This window comes from Pseudomonas brassicacearum subsp. brassicacearum (genome assembly GCF_008801605.1).
In the GTDB taxonomy this organism is placed as follows: domain Bacteria; phylum Pseudomonadota; class Gammaproteobacteria; order Pseudomonadales; family Pseudomonadaceae; genus Aquipseudomonas; species Aquipseudomonas brassicacearum.
Map to the genome: position 1 here is coordinate 320,551 of NZ_VZPJ01000004.1, position 21,093 is coordinate 341,643.

19 protein-coding genes are annotated in these 21,093 nt (G+C 57.1%); 8 read left to right on the forward strand and 11 right to left on the reverse strand.

Annotation, left to right across the window (positions count from 1 at the left end; translation table 11 throughout):
- Window positions 1-88 precede the first annotated feature (88 nt).
- The 5 genes from F7R20_RS12475 to thrC all read right to left on the reverse strand — a co-directional run bounded on the left by F7R20_RS12475 (window position 89) and on the right by thrC (window position 5,786).
- Window positions 89-1,291 carry a trans-sulfuration enzyme family protein gene (locus F7R20_RS12475; protein WP_003202207.1) on the reverse strand — a complete coding sequence of 401 codons (1,203 nt, stop codon included), beginning with the start codon at window positions 1,289-1,291 and terminating at the stop codon, window positions 89-91.
- Window positions 1,292-1,342: 51 nt separating this feature from the next.
- On the reverse strand, window positions 1,343-2,761 hold the full coding sequence (locus tag F7R20_RS12480) for an aldehyde dehydrogenase family protein (RefSeq protein ID WP_003202209.1): 1,419 nt from the start codon (window positions 2,759-2,761) through the stop codon (window positions 1,343-1,345).
- Between the two features lie 2 nt (window positions 2,762-2,763).
- Window positions 2,764-3,813 (reverse strand): homoserine dehydrogenase, encoded by a 1,050-nt coding sequence (locus tag F7R20_RS12485; protein WP_003202211.1) that lies wholly within the window; start codon window positions 3,811-3,813, stop codon window positions 2,764-2,766.
- A 117-nt stretch (window positions 3,814-3,930) separates the two neighbouring features.
- Complete coding sequence (locus F7R20_RS12490) at window positions 3,931-4,368, reverse strand: Lrp/AsnC family transcriptional regulator (RefSeq protein WP_003202213.1); 438 nt, start codon at window positions 4,366-4,368, stop codon at window positions 3,931-3,933.
- A gap of 14 nt (window positions 4,369-4,382) precedes the next feature.
- Entirely contained in the window at window positions 4,383-5,786 is a 1,404-nt protein-coding gene (thrC, locus tag F7R20_RS12495; protein ID WP_003202217.1) for a threonine synthase, read from the reverse strand.
- Between the two features lie 249 nt (window positions 5,787-6,035).
- On the opposite strand from thrC, the gene F7R20_RS12500 reads away from it, so the two are divergent.
- Entirely contained in the window at window positions 6,036-6,518 is a 483-nt protein-coding gene (locus F7R20_RS12500; protein ID WP_003202219.1) for a DinB family protein, read from the forward strand.
- 56 nt (window positions 6,519-6,574) lie between these two features.
- On the opposite strand, the gene F7R20_RS12505 is transcribed toward F7R20_RS12500, so the two are convergent.
- Together F7R20_RS12505 and F7R20_RS12510 are read right to left on the reverse strand one after the other, a co-directional pair.
- Window positions 6,575-7,468 (reverse strand): dihydrodipicolinate synthase family protein, encoded by an 894-nt coding sequence (locus F7R20_RS12505; RefSeq protein ID WP_013693452.1) that lies wholly within the window; start codon window positions 7,466-7,468, stop codon window positions 6,575-6,577.
- Between the two features lie 29 nt (window positions 7,469-7,497).
- Window positions 7,498-8,193 carry a B3/B4 domain-containing protein gene (locus F7R20_RS12510; protein WP_003202221.1) on the reverse strand — a complete coding sequence of 232 codons (696 nt, stop codon included), beginning with the start codon at window positions 8,191-8,193 and terminating at the stop codon, window positions 7,498-7,500.
- Window positions 8,194-8,353: 160 nt separating this feature from the next.
- On the opposite strand from F7R20_RS12510, the gene F7R20_RS12515 reads away from it, so the two are divergent.
- Complete coding sequence (locus F7R20_RS12515) at window positions 8,354-8,956, forward strand: XRE family transcriptional regulator (protein WP_003202223.1); 603 nt, start codon at window positions 8,354-8,356, stop codon at window positions 8,954-8,956.
- Window positions 8,957-9,311: 355 nt separating this feature from the next.
- Here the strand turns inward: F7R20_RS12515 and F7R20_RS12520 are convergent, their stop codons facing one another.
- The gene (locus F7R20_RS12520; protein WP_003202225.1) at window positions 9,312-10,229 is read right to left on the reverse strand and encodes a LysR substrate-binding domain-containing protein; all 918 of its coding nucleotides are present in this window, start codon (window positions 10,227-10,229) and stop codon (window positions 9,312-9,314) included.
- A gap of 188 nt (window positions 10,230-10,417) precedes the next feature.
- On the opposite strand from F7R20_RS12520, the gene F7R20_RS12525 reads away from it, so the two are divergent.
- The 4 genes from F7R20_RS12525 to F7R20_RS12540 all read left to right on the forward strand — a co-directional run bounded on the left by F7R20_RS12525 (window position 10,418) and on the right by F7R20_RS12540 (window position 14,448).
- Window positions 10,418-11,167, forward strand: coding sequence for an SDR family NAD(P)-dependent oxidoreductase (locus tag F7R20_RS12525; RefSeq protein WP_003202227.1), 750 nt, complete (start codon window positions 10,418-10,420; stop codon window positions 11,165-11,167).
- A gap of 95 nt (window positions 11,168-11,262) precedes the next feature.
- Window positions 11,263-12,564 (forward strand): MFS transporter, encoded by a 1,302-nt coding sequence (locus F7R20_RS12530; RefSeq protein ID WP_003202229.1) that lies wholly within the window; start codon window positions 11,263-11,265, stop codon window positions 12,562-12,564.
- Between the two features lie 16 nt (window positions 12,565-12,580).
- Window positions 12,581-13,429, forward strand: coding sequence for a transketolase (locus F7R20_RS12535; protein ID WP_003202231.1), 849 nt, complete (start codon window positions 12,581-12,583; stop codon window positions 13,427-13,429).
- Complete coding sequence (locus F7R20_RS12540; protein ID WP_003202233.1) at window positions 13,426-14,448, forward strand: transketolase family protein; 1,023 nt, start codon at window positions 13,426-13,428, stop codon at window positions 14,446-14,448. The genes F7R20_RS12535 and F7R20_RS12540 overlap by 4 nt, the downstream gene beginning before the upstream one ends.
- 579 nt (window positions 14,449-15,027) lie before the next feature.
- Here F7R20_RS12540 and F7R20_RS12550 read toward each other — a convergent pair.
- The gene (locus F7R20_RS12550; protein ID WP_003202235.1) at window positions 15,028-17,310 is read right to left on the reverse strand and encodes a heavy metal translocating P-type ATPase; all 2,283 of its coding nucleotides are present in this window, start codon (window positions 17,308-17,310) and stop codon (window positions 15,028-15,030) included.
- Between the two features lie 239 nt (window positions 17,311-17,549).
- On the opposite strand from F7R20_RS12550, the gene F7R20_RS12555 reads away from it, so the two are divergent.
- The gene (locus tag F7R20_RS12555; protein ID WP_003202237.1) at window positions 17,550-18,197 is read left to right on the forward strand and encodes a BON domain-containing protein; all 648 of its coding nucleotides are present in this window, start codon (window positions 17,550-17,552) and stop codon (window positions 18,195-18,197) included.
- A 145-nt stretch (window positions 18,198-18,342) separates the two neighbouring features.
- The gene (locus F7R20_RS12560; protein ID WP_003202238.1) at window positions 18,343-19,710 is read left to right on the forward strand and encodes an erythromycin esterase family protein; all 1,368 of its coding nucleotides are present in this window, start codon (window positions 18,343-18,345) and stop codon (window positions 19,708-19,710) included.
- On the opposite strand, the gene F7R20_RS12565 is transcribed toward F7R20_RS12560, so the two are convergent.
- Window positions 19,692-20,387, reverse strand: coding sequence for a dienelactone hydrolase family protein (locus F7R20_RS12565; protein ID WP_003202239.1), 696 nt, complete (start codon window positions 20,385-20,387; stop codon window positions 19,692-19,694). The genes F7R20_RS12560 and F7R20_RS12565 overlap by 19 nt on opposite strands.
- Window positions 20,380-21,084, reverse strand: coding sequence for a phosphoribosyltransferase (locus F7R20_RS12570; protein ID WP_003202241.1), 705 nt, complete (start codon window positions 21,082-21,084; stop codon window positions 20,380-20,382). Before F7R20_RS12570 ends, F7R20_RS12565 begins: the two co-directional genes overlap by 8 nt.
- Window positions 21,085-21,093 lie beyond the last annotated feature (9 nt).

Consider the following 21,093-nt stretch of genomic DNA (forward strand, 5'->3'; position numbering starts at 1 on the left):
ACACATCAATCTTATTAAAAAGACCCCCGCAAGCACGGGGGTAAAGACGGGTTGACCAAACCCTGGTTGCGTGACGCCTGTATTCAAATCAGTTGAATGTCGCATCCAGCGCGAACGTAATATCCTTGATCAAGTCATCTGGATCTTCCAGCCCAACAGAAAAACGCAAATGACCGTACTGGCGGAACTCTTCAGGGTACTTGTCAAAGCCACCCCGCCCTTCTGCGCCCACGTGCACGATCAGCGATTCGTCATGCCCTAATGAAACAGCCGATGTGATGATGCGCAGGTTCGAAACAAAGCGGTTCTGGGTGTCGGGATCGCCTTCTACTGCAAAGGCCATCACGGCCCCATACCCCTTGCCCGCAAATTGCCGACGCGCCAACTCGTGCTGCGGGTGGGAAGGCAAACCTGGGTAATAGACGTAGGCAATCCGATCGTCGCCTTCCAGAAACTGGGCCAACTTTTCGGCCGTGTTCAGCAACTGCGTCAAGCGCAATGGCAACGTGACTGAACCGCGCATGATCATCCACGCATTGAACGGGGAAATGGTCGCGCCTAGGTCAACCAACGCATCATTCTTGATCTTGTTGATCAACTGATTGGAGCCGATCACCACCCCACCCATGGCATCACCATGACCATTGATGTACTTGGTCAGTGAGTGAATGACGAAGTCGACACCGTGCTCACTGGCACGGAAAAAAGGAGGAGGAGTGAATGTCGCGTCCACAGAGATAAGCGCGCCATGCGCATGGGCAATCTCAGCCAGCGCTGCAATATCTGCGACTTTGGTGGTCGGGTTGGCGATCGTTTCGGTATGGATCAGCTTGGTATTGGGCCGAATGGCGTTACGCACCAACTCCAGGTCCCCGACGTCCACGAACGTTGCTTCAATACCGTAACGTTCAGGCAGGAGTTCTGCGAAAAGCCGCCAGACCGCCTGGTAGGTGATGTCGCTGACAATGACGTGGTCGCCACTTTTCAAAAATGAAAAAAACACCGAGTGCAAAGCCGCGACACCGGTCGCGAATACCACCGCGTCGCCACATCCCTCAAGGGCTGCGAGTTTCTTCTCAAGGCAGACTTGGTTGTGGCCTTGATTGCGCGTGTACACAAGACCATCCGGGCTGGACCAGTCCATGGTCGCCGGATCTTCAGGCAGGAGATAGGAGTTTGCCATGACCAATGGCGTGCGGACGGCGCCACTGGTGACATCCGCGACATTCCCGCCATGAACAGCCAGTGTCGCTGCAGATAATGTCGAAAGATTGTGCTTATCGGGGCGCATGTCGATTCCTCTTTATTGTTGTGTGATTCGTACTTGAGTCGAGCGAGTTGTTTAGCTTCCACTCACACCGTTAATACAAATGACCTTGGGTTGCGTCATATCCTCATAAGCGAAACGCACGCCCTCACGACCCATGCTCCCGTACTTGAAACCGCCGAAAGGCATTGCATCAAAGCGATAATCGGAAGAGTCGTTGATCATCACCCCGCCCGCCTCCAGTCGTTTAGCGGCAGTCATTGCAACGTTCAGATTGCTGGTGAAGATCCCGGCATGCAGGCTGTATTCGGGTTCGTTAGCCAGCGTCAATGCCTCATCCAGAGACGCAACGCTTTGAAGGATGACAACCGGACTGAACACTTCCTCGCACCACAACTTGCAATGGCGGTTGACGCCTTCCAGCACAGTGGGGGAATAGAGCGAACCAATGCGTGTATTGCCAGACAACAAGGTGGCACCTTGGGCAATGGCGTCATTTACCACCTCTTCGGTACGCTTGGCTGACGCCTCGGTAATCATGGGCCCTACGTCCGTCTGCTCATCAGCAGGGTTGCCTACGATCAACTGCCGGGTCTTTTCAACAAAGCGCGTTTTGAAGACTTCGTAGAGAGGGGCCTCGATGAGGATCCGCTGAGTACCGATGCAGTTTTGACCTGCCGCCCAAAAAGCCCCTGACACGCAGGAGTCGACGGTTTCAGCCAAATCACAATCGGCCATCACGATGACTGGTGCATTACCGCCAAGGTCCATCGCCAGTTTCTTGAGGCCAGCTGTGCGAGCGATCTGCTCACCGGTGACAAAGCCGCCTGTGAACGACACCATGCGCACGGCACGGTGAGCAACCAGGGCCTTACCCAACGCGGCGCCGCCTGTGGCGACAGTGACGACAACCGGAGGCAGGCCCGCGTCGATCAAGCACTCCACCAGCTTGATCGCTGATAGCGGTGTGAGCTCAGACGGCTTGAGAACAACCGCATTTCCCCCCGCAATGGCAGGCCCCAATTTATGGGCGACCAGATTAAGCGGGTCGTTGTAAGGCGTGATGGCGACGATGACGCCTAACGGTTCACGAGTGAACCACCCCTGACGGGATTCAGACCCGACATAGGCATCGAAAGGGATGACTTCACCGGCATTGCGCTTGGCTTCCTCGGCCGACAACTTCAAGGTGTTGACGCAGCGCAACACCTCCTTTCTCGCCTGTTTCAAGGTTTTGCCAGACTCAGCAACGATCAGTCTGGCAAAGGCGTCCTTATCACGCTCAACCGAGTGTGCGGCCTTCTCCAGAATGCGTGCGCGTTCATGCCGCGGTAAATCCTTGGCAATCCGGGCCCCCAGGATGGCGGTGTCGACTATCGTGGTAGCTGACGATGCAGGTATATCTGCCACTTCACCCACCTTGCTGCCGTCAAACGGGCTGAGCACCGTAATGGCGTTATAATCAGCAGCGAGCGAGAGACTCAAGCTATTCATGATTACTTACCTGACGTGGTTTTGTGGTTGTGAATGCTCACGATGTCGGCCAGTAAGGCAAAGGCGGTTTCAAAACGACCTGCCCCCGCCCCCACCACAGTGACGGGACCGAGAATGGCCGTGTTGAACGTGATTGCGTTGGTGGCTCCGCTGACTGCTGACAGCGCGTCACCGGATGGCAACAACTGAGGACTCACCGAGGCCGAAATCGAGCCATCGCTCCGTTTCTCTGCACTGCCAATCAGCTTCCAACGGGCATTCGCTTTCGTTGCCTCGGCGACATCCTTGGCCGTGATTTCAGAGATCCCTTTGCACAAGACATCGCTTGGTTTGAGTTTTGCGCCCAGTAGTTCATTGGCGAGGATGACGACCTTCAAGCGCACATCGTGCCCTTCTACATCCGCTGTTGGATCGGCTTCGGCATAACCCAACTCCTGGGCTTTTGCGACAGCACTCGAGAAGTCCAACCCCATCTCCATGCTGGAGAGGACAAAGTTTGACGTGCCGTTGAGGATCCCTTTGAAGCCGGTGATTTCCGAGCCTGCCAGTGACTCCTTGGCCAAACGGATAACCGGGGTTCCGCTCATGACAGAACCTTCAAATTCAAAGCGGGCACCGGCGCTATCGGCCAGCGCCTTCAAGCTTTGTGCATGCAACGCCACAGGCCCTTTGTTGGTGGTCACGACACTGACGCCCTTCTCCAACGCCCAGCGGCAGAAGGTAGTAGCCGGTTCACCATCCACAGGATTGGTGAAGGTTGCTTCAGCCACAATATCGGCACCTGAGAAACGGATAACGGTTTCGTTCGCCGGTTCAGCACTGCCGCCGGGTAGCGTCCTGAAGCCGCCTTTAGCAGCAGGCACTGCAGCCAATTCATGAGCATCCAAGCCGTCTTTGTTAATGATTGAGCCGAGGTAAAGGTCACTGATACCGACAATCTTCAACGTAAAACCTAACTCATCCGCCCAGCGCGAATTCTTATCGGCAATAAGCTGAGTCAGCGCGCGGTTAACGCCACCAAAACCAAGCAACGCAATTTTGTATTCAGTCACGACAGGGTTCTCATTGTTATGTTGTGGTGCTGAGATAGTAATCCGCCAACTTAACTTTACGAATATGGCAAACAGAACGTTGTTACGAGCAAAATGCTCACGCAACAACGCAACTTGCTACTTAGTGCTGGACAGCACAAAAGAGGTCACGGTGTTCAGGACACCCGGCAACGCCGAAATTTCACTCCATACCCTGTGGATACGATCTGCATTCATCGCCTGAACCGTCAGTACGATATCAAGGTCGCCACTCATCACATTGCAGGAAATGACTTCAGGCATTGCACCAACGGAGCGAACAACTTCTGAATCTCGCATACGGTCTTGACGATAAACGAAGATCAATGCATTAATGGGGCCTGCATCGGCTGAGGGCATACCTTTAATAATTGTGTAGCCTCGGACATAACCATCACGTTCCAGTCGCTCAATCCGCAGCCTGACTGCATTCCTGGACAAATTAACTTTTAGGGCAATATCGTTGTGGGCCAACCGTGCATTTCGGGTGAGTTCTTCCAAAATTTTTTCATCAACTTTATCTAAAACACGTTTCATCTCTGGCTCCGAACTTATAACGAGTGAGACTCCGTGTCTTTGGATAAGGCCTTGACCAGCGAGGTCAGCGCCCTGATGTCGTTAGCAATTGAAGTACAGTCTTGTTCGGCGACTGCAGGAGCACCGCCTGTATTCAGGTGGCCGACAATCTCCGACTTATGGGTTGCAACGCCAATCTTCGACGGATGTGTCGTCGCCAGGCAAATCATGGGGATCAGCAAGCTGCGCCTGCTCGCACGTGCAGCGCGCAAGCCGATAGCGGTATTGGGGCTGACAAGATACCCACTCTGTGCAAAGACCTCATGAATACAACTGAATGCGTCCGCATCGTCCACAGCCAGTGAGTCAAACAATTTGCGCGCCTCCAACCATTCACCCTGCTCTAAGTTGATGGTGCCCTCGCCTTCTAACAACTGCATATTACGAGCTACTTTTTCTCCACATCGATTTAAAATACTCCACTGCAGGCGCTCAAAATTAGAGGCTAATGAAACATTCATAGTGGGCGTTCTGGTCGTACGAATCTCATTTCGACTGTACAGATTTGATTGGAGAAAGTTATGCAATCCGGCGTTAGCATTCGTGGCAACGATTAGCTGTCGGATGGGCAGCCCCATTTGCTTGGCAATATAACCAGCGTACAGGGCGCCAAAATTCCCAGTCGGCACACTGAAAGCAACCTCTCTTTTAGGCGCGCCGAGCTGAAGAGCGGAATAAAAATAGAAGGACAGGTGCGCGAGTATGCGAACCCAATGCACTGAGTTGAACGAAATAAGATACTGCTGCGCATCATTATTTTGTTTCAGGAACTGCTCACACAAACGATGACAATCAGAATAATCTCCGTCGACCGCAATGTTGACAACATTTCCTTCGTCCTTACTCAGTAAACGTCGGCGATCCTCCATGGTTAAACCCTTGGCGGGATGTAACACCAACACAGTAACGCCCTTCATTCCCGAAAATGCTTTTATTGCAGCAACCCCTGTATCTCCGCCTGTACAACCTACCATCAGCGTTTTCTTTCCAAACTTCAGCAAATCGTGATTGATAAAGCGAGACATCAATTGAAGGCCAAAGTCTTGATAGACGCCTGACGGCCCATGAAACAACTCGAGTATCCACTCGTTACTTGCTGTCTGGTACAGCGGTGTCACTGCGTTGCTTTTAAAACAATCAAAGGTCTCCTCAAGCATCCGGGACAGCTGACCTTGCTCGATCCAGCCCCCCAAAAATGGCTCGATTACATAGCGAGCCAATTCATGAAAGGGCAACCATTCGAGCTTTGAGAGTTCCTCCTTTTTGAAGCGAGGCACCTTGTGGGGCACGTACAAGCCACCGTCAGGCGCGTACGACCCCATCAGCACCTCGCTGAAATCGAATGTTCTACCAGGGGTCCGTGTGCTGACGTACTTCATGATCCAAGACACCCTCAAGCCATTTCCGAGCGGGCCACCTGCAAGGTGGGGCTCTGTTGGAGTTCAATGCGGCGGCGTTAATCGCCTTTGATGAAGCTTCATACCATTGACTATAAAAGTCAATATAGTGACTATTATATCTCGCCAACGGTATTCCGCTCCGTTGCACGCCCCCCCTTTGTCCCAGCTCCTGTGATGTGCCAAGGGCCGACGACGCTTAGAAAGACGCTTAGAAAATGGGAGAACGCCATGTGTGCCAAAAACCTGCTGCACTCGCTTTATCAGTACAAGGCATGGTCTGAGGAGGCGCTATTCCGGTGCTTGAAAGCACCCATTGCACAGTCCTTCCCTGTGGAAATGGAGAAGGCCTGTTATTGGCTCAGGCACATCAATATTGTGGACCAGTTGTTCATCGCCAGACTGCAAGGTAAACCGGAGGAATTTGACGACGTTGTCACTGAGCAAAGGCAAGACTTTCGTCAGCTGGAAGAGGCATTCACAAAGGCAAATCAGTGGTTTGTTGACTACACAAAATCAGTCACCGCAGCGGAGCTGTCTGACCCGGTGGCATTTATCTTCAAGGACGGCAAACCCGGCAACATGACCAAGGAGCAAATCCTTGCTCATGTACTTTCTCATGGCCTGCAGCATCGAGGCGCTGTTGGCACAATCCTGCCAAGGGACATTCTGGAGGGGCACCAGGATCATTTCACAACGTTTTTGAAGCTGTAGATATTGGGACTTCTGCCTCACCCACCAAGGGTGAGGCAGAACATCCCTGTCAACATTCAGCTCAATTCAAGCGCCTGAATCACCGCAGCAATTTGCTCTCGTCCTTCCCCGGCGATGGTTCTGAGCGGCAGGGGTAGACTCGGAGAGTGAGTAAACCCGAGAAGCTCCGCCGCTGTTGCTATCACTCGAAAGCTACCGCCAAATTGCCTGAACAAAGCCCAGAGCGGCTTCAACGATTCAGAAAGGCGCGCGGCTTCAGCGGCGTCCCCTGACAATGCAGCTCGCGTGATTGCGAGCGCTGTGTTGGGGAACAAACCGCCCATGACGGAGTACCAGGCATCGCAGCCGGCATTCATGCCAATAGCCGCTAACGCATCGCCGCTTATTCCGATCGTCACGTGGCTCGGAATCAATTTTCGCAGACGTACCACGCGCTCCCTGGCCAGGTGCGGCGCGTCGGGGACGCCCGGAATTTTGATTGATCTGACGTTGGGTAACTCCGCGATACGCCCATGTAACTCATCGGTAAAATCGAAATGGGTGGTACCCGGATTGTCATAGACACATAGCGGGACTGAGACGTTGGCCGAAACCATTTCGTACATCGAAAAAACATCGTCCTGAGTCAGTTTTTGATACGACACGGGTGGCAGCAATAAGGCTTTGACTCCCACGGCTTGCGCATCCTCGGCCAGCAGCAAAACGTCGCGTGTACGCAGCGCTCCGATGCTCACCATCACAGGCACACCCTCCGCCGCCTCTACCACCAACTGCGCAACTCGAGAACGTTCGGCGCGAGAAAGATACGCATAACTTCCGGTGGATCCGAGAGCCCCGATGGAATCTACTTTCGCCGCCACCAGTTGCTGCACAAGACGGGTAAAAGCATTTTCGTCCACCCCTCGCTCATTCATAGGTGTCAGAGGAAATGCACTAAGGCCGGTAAACATCGTCATCACTCCTTGCAGTGGCTTGTCGACTATTTGACCCCAAGACCAATCAGTGAGCTTTCGATCTGGACGCCTGGCATCATTTGCTGCAACCCTTCGATCAGCTTGTCCCCCGCTTCCGTCAAGGCTTCAAGCGGCATCGCCGGCAAGCTCTCCAAAATGAACCACATGCTCTTCGCGTCAGCACCGAGACGGGTTCTGACACCTTGCCGCCAATTCCAGCGACGGCAGGTCACGCCTTTGTCATCGCGCCAGACAACCTCGCCGGGGTCTGGATACTCGAAAGCAGGAGCGCCCTCTTTCATGGTGTCAAAAGGCTCGGTGCCATCGGCGACTACCAGCCGTGGGGAGCCCACATAGGCTTCAATGTTTTCCCCGCCAACAGGGATGGCGTACTCAATACTGATTGCGTTGTAGAGATCGACGATGGGATCCAGGCTCGGCAAGCTTCCGTCACGTAAAACCCGTTTACGTAGCGCCTCAGCTGAACAAGGCGTCCGCTGCGGCTTTGCGCCGAACTTTCGGAATGTCTCCGCCCATGCGGCCAGGTGCGCATCTCCCCAGCTTGGCCCACCTTCCTGCACGGCCTTGCAAGCGCGATCCAGCGCAGACTGAGCAACCTCAGGATGAATCAGCGGCGCAGCTCCCACCACAATGCTCAGGGCCCTGAACTCCGGAGCCAATTCTGCAACGGCTTGATCGATCAACGGCAGTACGGACAGCATCAAAAACCTCCAGGAACCTAAATGTCATTTAATGCTAGTCAGCGACGACCAATAAAGTCAATATAATGACCACTATCATCTAATATAACGGCTGAGCCGATTGACGCAGCTACTGATAAAGGCCGAAAATCCCAGCACCTTTTTCTAATGACCTTCATCAATGACCACCAATACCAGCCTGTCGACTACCTCTGGTGCTGACGCTCAAGCCGTCAGCCTGGCCGTCGCGCGCACTCTCAAACAGGCGCGCAAAGCAAAGAAGATCACGTTGGATGAGCTTTCCCGCCGCTCAGGGGTGAGCAAAGGAATGGTCGTCGAAATAGAGAAATGTACGGCGAACCCCAGTATCGGCATCCTTTGCAAAATCGCCGCCGCGCTTGGACTGTCTGTTGCAGACATCGTCAATGTGACCGAAGCCCCATCCGCCCATATCATCGACAGCCAAGACATCCCCACGCTCTGGACCGGTGACCTGGGAGGAACGGCGCGCCTCCTGGCGGGAACGTCCGGCCCTAATATGATCGAGCTGTGGCGTTGGGAAATGCATCCAGGCGAATCTTTCGCTTCACAGGGGCATCCTCAGGGCACGCTTGAACTGTTTCATGTGGAGAAAGGCACGCTGAAATGCGTGGTAGGGGAAACAGAGTTGGTCATCCCTGCGGGGAGTTCGGCAGTGGCGAAAACCGATGTACCTCATTCCTATTCCAACGCTGGCAGATCCAAGTTGGTGTTCACCATGTCCGTGACGGAGATGCATCAGTAGATACCGGCAGACTGGCAGCCAGTGAGCATATGTAAGGCGGGCGAACCAGCCAATTTCAAAAGGGCTGTGCCACCGAAAGCCATCAAGCCCCACGTAGCATCACCGCCAGGGCGCGCACTCGCAATTGTGAGTGCATCGCATGCAACTGGGGGCAAAACTGGGGGCATATTTGATTTTTTTCTGCCTGAAAACATTGTTCTAGAGCCCAGTCAAAATGTTTTTCGGGGCTCCTGAGAGCCTTTAATGCGAAATCGCGCACTTCACAATGCAAGATTGGCTCGCTAAAACGCCTCAAAGCTCGTGGTCACGTTCGATTCCCGACATGACGGCGGCCGCCCTTCGGACAGCCATAACGTTAAAACACAAAGCCATGCCCCAACTCCCCTTCCATCCAACCCAAAAATCGCCTGACTCTGGGAAAACTGGAGTGGGCCTTCGGGAACACTAAATGGTGGGCCGCTACCGGAGAGCTCAAAGCTTCGGGGGCGACCTCAACGAGCGAACCGCTGGCGAGGTATTTTTGCGCCAGCAGCGTGCTTTCCAGGGCAAATCCCAACCCGTGGCTCGCCGCTTCCAGGCTCATGTAGGATCGGTCAAAACTCAAGGCGTAGGGTTTTTCGGGGCGCGCCAGGCCATGCTGAGCGAACCACTCAGGCCATCTGAGCAAAGTCGCTTCGGAAAGGATCAGGTCTTCTACCAGAAGATCCACTGCGCTTTTTACCGCGCAGCGTGCGATCAGCTTGGGCGAGGCCAGCACAGCGAAGCTCTCGTTACGCACGGTGCGCACTTCATAGCTGGGCCAGTTGGGCCGGCCATGGCGAATATCGACATCGATCTTGTCCTGGCTGAAGTGCAGTGATTCATAGGAGCAAGATAAATTGATTTGGATGTCCGGGTTGGTCAAGCGAAATGACTCCAGCCGGGGCATCAGCCAGAGCAAGCCAAAACTGGGGGAGGAATGCAGCCGCAGGCAATCCAGGCTAACGTCACTCGCCGCCCGCTCGGTAGCGACCTCAAGGCTTTGCAACAAACCGGAAATGTCCTTCAAGTACTGCTCACCCACCGGTGTCAGCGTCACCCCACGCGCTGCCCGCACAAACAACTGTCGACCAATCATGACCTCCAGTTTGGCCAGTTGGTGGCTGATCGCCGACGGCGTGAGGTCCAGCACTTCGGCGGCTCTTGCCAGGTTGCCAAAACGCGCGGTTTGCTCGAAGGCTTGAATGGCTCTCAGCGGTGGCAGCTTGGATGAAGGGATATCGTCCTGGCGCATCAGTATTCAGCCTATGGTTTGGGGCTCGAACGGGGAGTGCCATTCAAGCATCTGCGGTCTGTATTGAGGAGTGCTGAATTTTATTCATGTAGCAGTGACGTTTGCGTTATTGCTCGGCATGTCCACGGGGACCACTCTGAGCCATCGATCGCTGAATCGAACCATAAAAACAATCAGAGGTACCCCTCATGCTTCTTCAAGGCAAAGTCGCGATTATTACTGGCGCTGCATCCGAACGAGGTATCGGCCGTGCAACGGCTGTCACCTTCGCCAAACACGGCGCCCGCGTGGTCATTCTGGATCTCGACGAATCCGCCGCCAGTGACGCAGCGGCTACCCTCGGCGAAGGCCATCTGGGTCTGGCTGCCAACGTCGCCGACGAGGTGCAAGTCAAAGCAGCCGTCGCCAAGGTTATCGAGCACTACGGCCGTATCGACATACTCATCAACAATGCTGGCATCACGCAGCCGATCAAGACCCTGGACATTCGCCCGAGCGATTACGACAAGGTCCTGGATGTAAGCCTGCGCGGCACACTGTTGATGTCGCAGGCGGTCATTCCGGTGATGCGCACCCAGGCTTCGGGCAGCATCGTCTGCATGTCATCCGTATCGGCCCAGCGCGGCGGCGGCATTTTCGGTGGCCCGCACTACAGTGCAGCGAAAGCCGGTGTGCTCGGACTGGGCAAGGCCATGGCACGCGAATTTGGCGCGGACAACATTCGCGTCAACTCCATCACCCCAGGTTTGATCCACACTGACATCACCGGCGGCCTGATGCAGGATGAGCGACGCCACGCAATCATCGAAAGCATCCCGTTGGGCCGGCTTGGCGCAGCGCAGGATGTTGCCAATGCGGCGCTGTTTCTAGCCAGCGACTTGTCCTCCTACCTCACCGGCATCACGCTCGATGTAAACGGCGGCATGTTGATCCACTGACAACAGGTGTCACCACCGCTGTCCATTCAGTTCTGGATCGACGATACGTCGGGCTTCAGGCCCGGCGTTCTATAAAAACAAGAGATCAGACCATCATGATGACCACCATGACGCTCGACGCTGTGTCCACAGTACGCTCCAGCGCGTATCGCAAAACTGCCTGGCGATTGATGCCTTTCCTGATGCTGTGCTACCTGTGCGCTTACCTGGACCGGGTAAATGTCGGGTTTGCAAAGCTGCAGATGATGAACGACCTGTCCCTGAGCGAAACCGTATACGGGCTCGGCGCGGGCATGTTCTTTCTTGGTTATTTTCTCTGCGAAGTGCCAAGCAACCTCATCCTCCACAAGGTCGGTGCCCGTCGCTGGATCGCGCGCATCATGATTTCGTGGGGCATCATCTCCGCCCTCTTCGCCTTCGTAGAAACGGCCTGGCAGTTCTATACGCTGCGCTTTCTGCTCGGTATCGCCGAAGCCGGTCTCGCGCCGGGCTTGCTGCTCTACCTCACTTACTGGTTCCCCTCCTACCGCCGCGCAAAAATGACCGTGCTGTGGTTCATCGCGATCCCGCTCTCAGGAATGATCGGCGGGCCGCTCTCAGGCTACATCATGACCCAATTCGCAGGTTTTCAAGGCTGGGCGGGCTGGCAGTGGATGTTCGTGATCGAAGCCATTCCGACCGTCGTCGTTGGCCTGATGGTGCTGGCCTACCTCAAAGATGGCGTCCACCAGGCGACATGGCTCACCGATGAAGAAAAAACGCTGATCAGCAAAGAACTGGCCGAGGACAACAGCCGCAAAGTCACCCATGCATCGGTCGGGGCGTTCCTGCGGGACCGTCGCCTGTGGATTCTCGCCTGCATCTACTTTTGCGTGGTCATGGGCCAGTACGCGATCACCTTTTGGCTGCCGACGCTTATCCGTAACGCAGGCGTAGCCGATCCGATGCACATCGGCTTGCTCACCAGTCTCCCCTACCTGTGCGCCATCGTCGCGATGGTGCTGATGGGGCGTAGCGGCGACAAGCACCAGGAGCGCCGCTGGCACCTGGTCGGGCCAATGATTGCCGGCGCGCTGGGCCTCACGTTGGCGGCGGTGTTCGGCACCAACCTGATGCTGTCGGTGTTGTGCCTGTGCCTTGCAGCAGCAGGCGTGCTGTCGGCGTCGTCACTGTTCTGGATGCTGCCTACCACATTGCTCGGTGGCGTCTCCGCCGCTGCGGGGATCGCCGGCATCAACAGCTTTGCCAATCTCGCGGGGTTCTGCTCGCCCTACCTGATTGGTTGGATCACCACCACAACCGGTTCGAGCGCCATCGGCATGTACCTGATTACCGGTGTGCTGTGCATCGGTGCCTGTCTGGTGCTGCGTATTCCTGCCGCTTCGGTCAATCGTTGAGTTAACGGAGAACTCCATGACTGTCACATTATCTCGCGTCTCGTCCACCACTCTGGTGCAGCGCGCCCATAACATTCGCCGCCATGCCTTGCGCATGGGGCAAGTCCAGGGCCAGGGCTATGTTGGTCAGGCGCTGGGCGCGGCAGACTTGCTGGCCGTGTCGTACTTTCATGCCTTGAACTACAAGCCCGATAACCCCGAGTGGGAACAGCGTGATCGCTTTTACCTCTCCATCGGCCACTACGCGATCGCACTGTATGCGGCGCTGATCGAGGCTGAAATCATTCCACTGGATGAACTTGAAACCTACGGTTCGGATGACAGCCGCCTGCCCATGTCCGGCATGGCCGCGTACACCCCCGGCATGGAAATCACCGGTGGTTCGCTGGGCCAGGGACTGGGTATCGCGGTGGGCGCCTGCCTGGGTTTGAAGCGCAAGCAATCCGCCTCATTCGTTTACAACCTGCTATCGGATGGCGAGCTGAATGAGGGCTCCACCTGGGAGGCGGTGATGTCCGCTTCGCACTGGAAACTCGACAACCTGATCGCCATCGTCGACGTCAATAACCAGCAAGCCGACGGACACTCCAGCGAGGTGCTGGCATTTGAACCCATCGTTGACCGATGGCAAGCCTTTGGCTGGTTCACCCAGCGGGTAGACGGCAACGACCTGGACGCCTTGGTCAAGGCGTTCGACGCGGCCCGCAGCCATCCCGCCGCACAACCGCGCGTCATCATCTGCGATACCAAGATGGGCAAAGGCGTGCCGTTCCTGGAAACCCGTGAAAAGACTCACTTCATCCGCGTGGATGAGCATGAATGGGATGTGGCCCTGAACAACCTCGAAGAAGGCAAGACCCTATGAGCAACGCAACCAACACGACGGCTCAGGCGCCCGAGGCGCCGAAGAAAAAGCTGACAACCTCCGCGATGATTGCTTCGATTGCCGCTGAAGGTCAGGCCACCAAATCGGCGCCCTTTGGCCACGCATTGGCCGCCCTCGCAGACCAGCGCCAGGATATCGTGGGCTTATCGGCTGACTTGTCCAAATACACCGACCTGCACATTTTTGCCAAGGCGCACCCAGAGCGTTTCTACCAGATGGGCATGGCTGAGCAACTGTTGATGAGCGCGGCAGCGGGCATGGCTCGGGAGGGGTTCGTGCCCTTCGCGACCACTTACGCGGTGTTTGCCTCGCGCCGGGCCTATGACTTCATCTGCATGGCGATTGCCGAGGAAAACCTCAACGTCAAAATCGTCTGCGGCCTGCCTGGACTGACCACCGGGTACGGCCCCAGTCACCAGGCAACGGATGATTTGGCAATCTTCCGGGCCATGCCGAACCTGATGATCGTCGACCCCTGCGATGCCCTGGAAATCGAACAGGCAGTACCCGCCATTGCCGCGCATCAAGGGCCAGTCTACATGCGGTTACTGCGCGGCAACGTACCGCTGGTGCTCGATGAATATGGCTATAAATTCGAGATCGGCAAAGCCAAGACCCTGCGTACGGGCAATGAGGTTTTAATCATTTCCACCGGCTTGATGACAATGCGCGCCCTGGAAGCCGCCAAGGAACTTCAGGCTGATGGCGTGGATGTCGCGGTGCTTCACGTTCCCACCATCAAGCCCCTGGATGAGCAGACTATTCTGGCTGAGGCCAGGAAGCCGGGGCGATTGGTAGTGACTGCCGAAAACCACTCCATCATTGGCGGACTGGGCGAAGCGGTGGCAACCGTGCTGTTGCGCAATGGGGTCACGCCGACGTTCAGGCAAATAGCGCTGCCGGACGCGTTTCTCGATGCTGGCGCGCTGCCGACGTTGCATGATCGCTACGGTATTTCCACCCAGGCTTTGCGCGCGCAGATCAAGGGTTGGTTATAGGGTTTAACCTGCAGGGGGCTGACTCAGCCCCCTGCAAGGGGGCATCCCCTTTTCGAGAAAGATACACATAACTTCCGGTGGACCCGAGAGCCCCAATGGAATCTACTTTCGCCGTCACCAGTTGCTGCACAAGACGGGTAAACGCATTTTCGTCCACACCCTGATCATTCATAGGTGTCAGGGGAAATGCACCAAGGCGAATCTTTCGCTTCACAGGGGGCATCCCTCAGGGCACGCTTGAACTGTTTCATGTGGAAAAAGGCACGCTGAAATGCTTGGTAGGGGAAACGGAGCTAGTCATCCCGGCGGAAAGCTCTGCAGTGGCTAAGACCGACGTACCACATTCCTATTCCAACGCAGGCAGATCCAAGTTGGTGTTCACCATGTCCGTGACGGAGATGCATCAGTAGAACACCCATCAGGCATCCTGTATGGCAGGCCAAACAGCCCATTTAAAAAGGGCTGTGCCACCGAGAGTCACCAGGTTCCACGCAGGATCACTGCCAGGGCGCGAGCTCGCAATTGCTCGTGCATTGCATGCGACAGGGGGAGCACAGTCTTTTTTCCCGGCTTGAATCGCTAGCGCCAATCCAGATAACGAAACAGCTCCTCCTCTTGTTCAAAGTGCAGTTGCACCAAGGTGTCCAGGCGGATCAGTTGATGCTGGATCTCATCGGCAGTTGCCGTGGCGGGGGCGCAACTGAAGTCGTCACTCATGCGTGCCAGCAAATGAATCAGGCGAAAAATCTCCCGGTGGACGTGGCTCATGGCCGATAGCGGGTCCTCACCTGTCATGTTTCGCACCAGCAGTGGATACAGTGTCTGTTCATCTTCGCGCTCATGCTGCGCCAGTGAGGTCTGCAGGTGGTTGACCAACTCCGACAGGTCAGTCCGCGCCTGCTCAGGCGGTCGTCGGGCAAAGTCGTTGGCCAGTCGATGCAGATCGCTCAGTAGAGCACCGAGTTGCTGGTGTTCAGCTTGCAGGTGATCAATATGCTCAGCGGCCAGCTTTCTTTTCCCCTGCGCCCAGAACGGCCCCAAGGCGCGCAAGGCGTTGACGATGATCACCACGTCGATGCCCTCCTGCACCACGGCACCGATCAACGGCGGTAGATAACCGAGGGCCGCCAGCGCCATGGCCAGCAAGGACATTCCCATCCCTACCAGCACGCCTTGGCGGGCGATAAAACGGGTATGCCGGGCGACGTCCAATGCCTCGACCAGACGATCGAGGCGATCGACCAGCAACACAACACCCGCCGCTTGTGCAGAAGCGGTGGCACCGCTGGCTCCCATCGCCACGCCAACGTTGGCCGCCGCCAGCGCGGGGGCGTCGTTGATGCCATCACCGACCATCAATGTGCTGGCGCGCTGGCAACCCTGCTGTACAGCCTGCACTTTGTCCTCGGGGGTCAACCCGGCACGCAGTTCATCTATCCCGGCGGACAGGGCAATCATTTCGGCAGTTTCCAGGCGATCCCCGGTGAGCATGACGATCCGTTCAATCCCTCTATTGCGCAGTCGACGCAGGGTTTGCGGGGTTTCGCGCCGAACCGTGTCGAGGAAGACCAGCAGGCCAGCGAGCTCGCCATCCACTGCGATGAAGCTTGCGCTGCATGCCTGGTAATCCATGTGGCGCAGCATGGTGGTGGCCCAGTCGGTCACAGGCGCATCGTTACTGGCAAACGCCAACGTGCCAAAACGCACCTGTACGCCGTCGACCTGCCCAGACAGCCCTGCACCGGGACTCTCCTCTACCCCTTGCGGGACGCAGAGCTGCAGTTTGCGCTGATGCGCCGCGTCGACGATGGCCTGGGAGATGGGGTGCGTCGAAGCCTGCGCGAGCGAAGCGGCGAGGCCAAGCAGGCGTTGCGGATCGATGGGGCCGTTCGTCTCGATCGACTGCAAGCGGGCATGCCCGCTGGTCAAGGTGCCGGTCTTGTCGAGGAATATCTGTTTAATGCCGGCCAGCGCTTCCAGGGTCACGCCATCCTTGATCAGTATTCCGCGTCGCGCCGCCCGCGAGATACCGGACATGATGGCAATCGGCACCGCCAGTATCAAAGGGCACGGCGTGGCCACTACCAAAACCGCCAGTGCCCGCAAGGCATCGCCGCTCATGTACCAAGCCGTGGCTGCCATCAGCAACGTCAAGGGGATGAAGAACAACGCATAACGGTCAGCCAGGCGTACGAAAGGCGCACGGGAACGGCGTGCCGCCTCGGCCAGGCGCACGATCCCGGCGTAGGTGCTTTGCGCCGCCGTGCGTGTGGTGATGAGCAGGATTGACGCACCGACATTGGAAACCCCGCTGGACAGGTGTTCGCCTTCCCGGCGCGTCTGGGGTAACGATTCGCCGCTGAGCGCCGACTCGTCGAGAACCGCCACAGGGCTCAGCAAGCGACCATCAACCGGAATCACTTCCCCCAGCCGCACCAGTAATGTTTGATTGGGCTGGACCTGCTCAACGGGGATTTTGCGTAAGCCGCTCTCCTCCTGCACCCAAGCAAAACGTGGTGCCCGATCGATCAGCGCACTGAGCTCCCGCTCGGCACGTTGCCGGGTGAAGAACTCCAGGATTCGGCCGCTCGCCAGCATCAAGGCAATCAGCGCTGCTACCAGAGCCTGCCCAAAGACCAGAGCCGCGGTGATCGACAGCAGGGCGATCAGGTCGACACCGCTCTCGCGCCGGGCCAGGCGCTTCAGGATTTCAACCAGCAGGACCCCAGACATTACCAGGCTGCCCGCCGCCCAGCATATCGACGCCCATTCGGGTTGCTGCGCAATATTCGCAACGGCCCCCGCCAGCAGCGTCAGCGCGGTGAACAGCAAAAGAACGGGGTCCAGCCATTTATCGAGCATAAGAAAAACTTCCTCAAAAACGATTGGCCTGCCTCGTTGTGCGAATCCTGGCAGCGCGCCCAGGGCTCGCCCCGCTTTCGTGTCGTTGCCCGTCGGGACATGACCCTTACCCTATCGATCCTAGCGATCAACGGCCAGCGAGCACTGTTACCCACTTGACCTAGCTCAATGTCTTGACGCTGACCGAGGGTAAAAAAGAGGAACGGGCAAATCCTGCCCCTTCTACCGAGGACATCGTCATGAGCGACCTGAGCCTGCGCAACACCATCCTGGAAGAGCTTGAATTCCAGCCCGGTATCGATGCCGCCGACATTGGCGTTGCCGTACACGATGGGGTTGTCACCCTGACTGGCCACGTCAGCGACTACGCCCAGAAAGTCAGTGCCGAACGTGCCGTCAAGGCAGTAAAGGGCGTGCGCGCAGTGGCCGAAGAACTCCAGGTAAGACTGAACAAGGTGGCCGGCACAACGGATGACGCCATCGCCACTCGCGCGCTGCACATCATTGATTGGAGTTCCGATCTTCCAATAGGCGCCGTCAAGGTGATCGTGGAGAACGGCTGGATCAGCCTGGAAGGCCAGGTGGACTGGCAGTACCAGAAGGAAACGGCAGAACGGGCCGTACGCAAGCTTTCGGGCGTGGTCGGCGTGGACAACCGACTCACGCTTCGTCCCCAGGTGGCCGTGGCCGATATCCAGAGGCGCATTGAAGAAGCGCTCAAGCGCAATGCCGAAATCGACGCCAAGGCGATTCAAATCAAGGTCGAAGGCAGTGTGGTCAAGCTTGAAGGCAGAGTGCATCTGTGGCGTGAACGTCAGATCGCGGAACGGGCCGCCTGGTCTGTACCGGGGGTCAACAAGGTGGAAGATCATTTGCTGATCGCCTGAAACTGTAGCCCGTAAGAACCCCTTGGCCCCTGCAACGCTGTCACTTAAGCAAGTAGCTGAATCTACTCTTGAACTGAACAGCATCACCTTTTCTCAGGGTTTTTTGATATTCCGCCTGCGTGCTCAACTTTGAGGGATGACGTTCATGAACTCACCTTCGCAAAAACTGATGGAAAAGCTCTACGGTCGGCAATATCACGTTGATAGAGCCCACATAGCCCCTTTGCTGCGTCAATACGCTGAACCACTGCCGGACCTGGACTCACCCGGCTTTGCCGAACTGTTCGATCGCTACGCCGACGCGCGCGTGGTGTTGATCGGCGAGGCGAGCCATGGAACCAGTGAATTCTATCGAGCCAGGGCGGCGATTACCCAACGGCTGATCGAGCGTCACGGATTCAATATCGTGGCGGTTGAGGCCGACTGGCCGGATGCCGGTCATGTCGACCAGTACGTCCGGGGGCTGGCGCATTCGGCGTGGAAACGCCACATCTTCAGCAGGTTCCCGACCTGGATGTGGCGCAACAGCGAAGTCAAGGCATTCACCCGTTGGCTGCATGGACACAATCACCCCCTGGCTGCCGAACAACGAGTCGAGTTCCGTGGCCTGGACGTCTACAGTCTGCGCAACTCCATTCATGAGGTGCTGAGCTATTTGGAACGGGTCGATCCGCATCTGGCCCATGAAGCCCGGCGACGCTATGGTTGCTTGACTCCGTGGCAGGATGATCCCGCGTTGTATGGTCATTTTGTCGAGCGCGACGGTGTAATGCCCTGCGAACAAGCGGTGGTCGAGCAGCTCAACGTCATGCTGGCCGAGCAATTGGCCGGGCTCATCCGCGACGACGAAGCGTTCTTCAACGCGACGCAGAACGCCAGGGTGGTGGTGGCGGCGGAACAGTATTACCGCGCGGTTTATCGAGGATCGACGCTCTCCTGGAACCTGCGGGACCGACACATGTTCGAGACGTTGCGTGCCTTACTCGAACATCGAGGGCCGCATGCCAAGGCAGTGGTTTGGGCGCACAACTCCCATATCGGCAATGCAGGCGCCACGGAAATGGGTTGGAAGGGGCAGTTCAACATCGGTCAACTGTGCCGTAGCACCTATGGGCGTGACGCCGTCTTGATCGGCATGGCCACCGACAGCGGCCAGGTGGCTGCCGCCGATGACTGGGACGGTGAGATGCGGATCAAGGACATTCGCCCTTCCCGGCCGGACAGCTGGGAACATCAGTTCCTCAAAGCCGGGGTTGCGGCGTCCCTGACCGATTGGCGAGATCCGCAGCGAAAAGAACTGCGACGCGTGTTGTCCACCCCTTTGCTGGAACGGGCCATCGGGGTGATTTACCGCCCCGAGAGCGAGCGTTTCAGTCACTACTTCGAGTCGGTACTGGCCGAACAATTCGATGCCATGATCTGGTTCGAGCAAACCAGGCCGGTCACGGCGCTGCCCCTGCCGCAAAACCAGCAACTGGAACCGGAGGACGAAACCTATCCGTTTGGCGTATGAGGAGGTAGGCAGTTTGTTGAGGGCTTGGAAACCAGCAGGTATTTCTCAAACCAGTCGCCGGCAAGCCTGGTGACTTCCTCCAAGGTGCCGGGCTCTTCGAAAAGATGCGTGGCACCCGCCACGACTTCCAATGCCTGCTCACACCGAAGGACCCGGCGAATCTGGTCATTCAAGCCCAACACCAGTGGGTCTTGTGCACCGACAATCTGCAAGGTCGGCGCCTCCACCCTGACCAACGCCGGCCCCGCCAGGTCGGTTCGCCCTCCCCGGCTGACCACTGCCGCGACCGCATCCACGCGCTCGGCAGCCGCCACCATAGCCGCTGCTGCGCCGGTACTGGCGCCAAACAGACCGATTCGCAGCGCGCGCAGGTCAGGGTCGCGGCGGGCCCAGTCAATCACATGGATCAGTCGCCTGGCCAACAAGGGAATATCGAAACGCAACTCCCCGGTCAGATTGTCCATGCGCTGCTCCGGCCCGGTGAGCAGGTCGAACAACAGCGACCCCAGGCCACGACGGGCCAGGACATTGGCCACGTATTGATTACGCGGGCTGGCGCGACCACTGCCACTGCCATGTACGAAGATCACCAGGGCGCGGGTGTTCGCCGGCAAACGCAGATCGGCCGATAACTCCACGCCTGGCAGGTCGATGGATAGAGACTGAGGTTCAAGCATCAACATGCTCCGTCGTGCAACCGCTCGACGCTTCCCGCTGCCAGGCCTGGTGCATGAGATCGATGACTTCTTCGTCCGAAGTCTGGGCAAAATTCAAATACCAATAACCGATCGACATCATCCACTCGGGAATGAGCGGGCAAATCACTTCATTCACTTCGCTGCGCAAAACCTCGACCGTTTCCAGCGGAGCAACCGGCACCGCGACAACGATGCGCGCCGGGGACTGCACGCGTACCGCATGGACCGCAGCCATCATGGAGGAGCCGGTTGCCAGGCCGTCGTCGACCAGGATCACGACCTGGTCCTTGAGCTGCAACGGCGGGCGGGCTCCTCGATAAACCTGTTCGCGCCGGGACAATTCCTGCGTTTCCCGGGCGACCACGGCCTCGAAACTGGCGCGGTCGATCGGGTGCACCCGCAGCGCGTCGTCATTGAGGATTTGTATGCCACCGCTGGCAATGGCGCCCATGGCGAACTCCGGGTGCGATGGGATGCCAAGCTTGCGCACCAACATCAGGTCCAGGCGAACATTCAGGGCGGTAGCGACTTCATAAGCCACCGGGACGCCACCACGGGGCAAGGCGAGGACGATGACGTCAGGTCTGTTGGCGTATTTGAGCAAGGGCTCCACCAGTCGTCGACCGGCCTCGGTGCGGTTCGGCAAAGTGGTTTGCAATGAGGGGCTCTGAATCATGGGAACCTC

Coding starts and splice junctions, on each gene's coding strand:
- F7R20_RS12535 (WP_003202231.1), top strand. CDS start 12,581: ATGACTGTCACATTATCTCGCGTCTCGTCCACCACTCTGGTGCAGCGC.
- F7R20_RS12490 (WP_003202213.1), bottom strand. CDS start 4,368: ATGAAACGTGTTTTAGATAAAGTTGATGAAAAAATTTTGGAAGAACTC.
- F7R20_RS12480 (WP_003202209.1), bottom strand. CDS start 2,761: ATGAATAGCTTGAGTCTCTCGCTCGCTGCTGATTATAACGCCATTACG.
- F7R20_RS12570 (WP_003202241.1), bottom strand. CDS start 21,084: ATGATTCAGAGCCCCTCATTGCAAACCACTTTGCCGAACCGCACCGAG.
- F7R20_RS12555 (WP_003202237.1), top strand. CDS start 17,550: ATGAGCGACCTGAGCCTGCGCAACACCATCCTGGAAGAGCTTGAATTC.
- F7R20_RS12565 (WP_003202239.1), bottom strand. CDS start 20,387: ATGCTTGAACCTCAGTCTCTATCCATCGACCTGCCAGGCGTGGAGTTA.
- F7R20_RS12530 (WP_003202229.1), top strand. CDS start 11,263: ATGATGACCACCATGACGCTCGACGCTGTGTCCACAGTACGCTCCAGC.
- F7R20_RS12525 (WP_003202227.1), top strand. CDS start 10,418: ATGCTTCTTCAAGGCAAAGTCGCGATTATTACTGGCGCTGCATCCGAA.
- F7R20_RS12520 (WP_003202225.1), bottom strand. CDS start 10,229: ATGCGCCAGGACGATATCCCTTCATCCAAGCTGCCACCGCTGAGAGCC.
- F7R20_RS12550 (WP_003202235.1), bottom strand. CDS start 17,310: ATGCTCGATAAATGGCTGGACCCCGTTCTTTTGCTGTTCACCGCGCTG.
- F7R20_RS12560 (WP_003202238.1), top strand. CDS start 18,343: ATGAACTCACCTTCGCAAAAACTGATGGAAAAGCTCTACGGTCGGCAA.
- F7R20_RS12510 (WP_003202221.1), bottom strand. CDS start 8,193: ATGCTGTCCGTACTGCCGTTGATCGATCAAGCCGTTGCAGAATTGGCT.
- F7R20_RS12475 (WP_003202207.1), bottom strand. CDS start 1,291: ATGCGCCCCGATAAGCACAATCTTTCGACATTATCTGCAGCGACACTG.
- F7R20_RS12540 (WP_003202233.1), top strand. CDS start 13,426: ATGAGCAACGCAACCAACACGACGGCTCAGGCGCCCGAGGCGCCGAAG.
- thrC (WP_003202217.1), bottom strand. CDS start 5,786: ATGAAGTACGTCAGCACACGGACCCCTGGTAGAACATTCGATTTCAGC.
- F7R20_RS12505 (WP_013693452.1), bottom strand. CDS start 7,468: ATGTTTACCGGCCTTAGTGCATTTCCTCTGACACCTATGAATGAGCGA.
- F7R20_RS12500 (WP_003202219.1), top strand. CDS start 6,036: ATGTGTGCCAAAAACCTGCTGCACTCGCTTTATCAGTACAAGGCATGG.
- F7R20_RS12515 (WP_003202223.1), top strand. CDS start 8,354: ATGACCACCAATACCAGCCTGTCGACTACCTCTGGTGCTGACGCTCAA.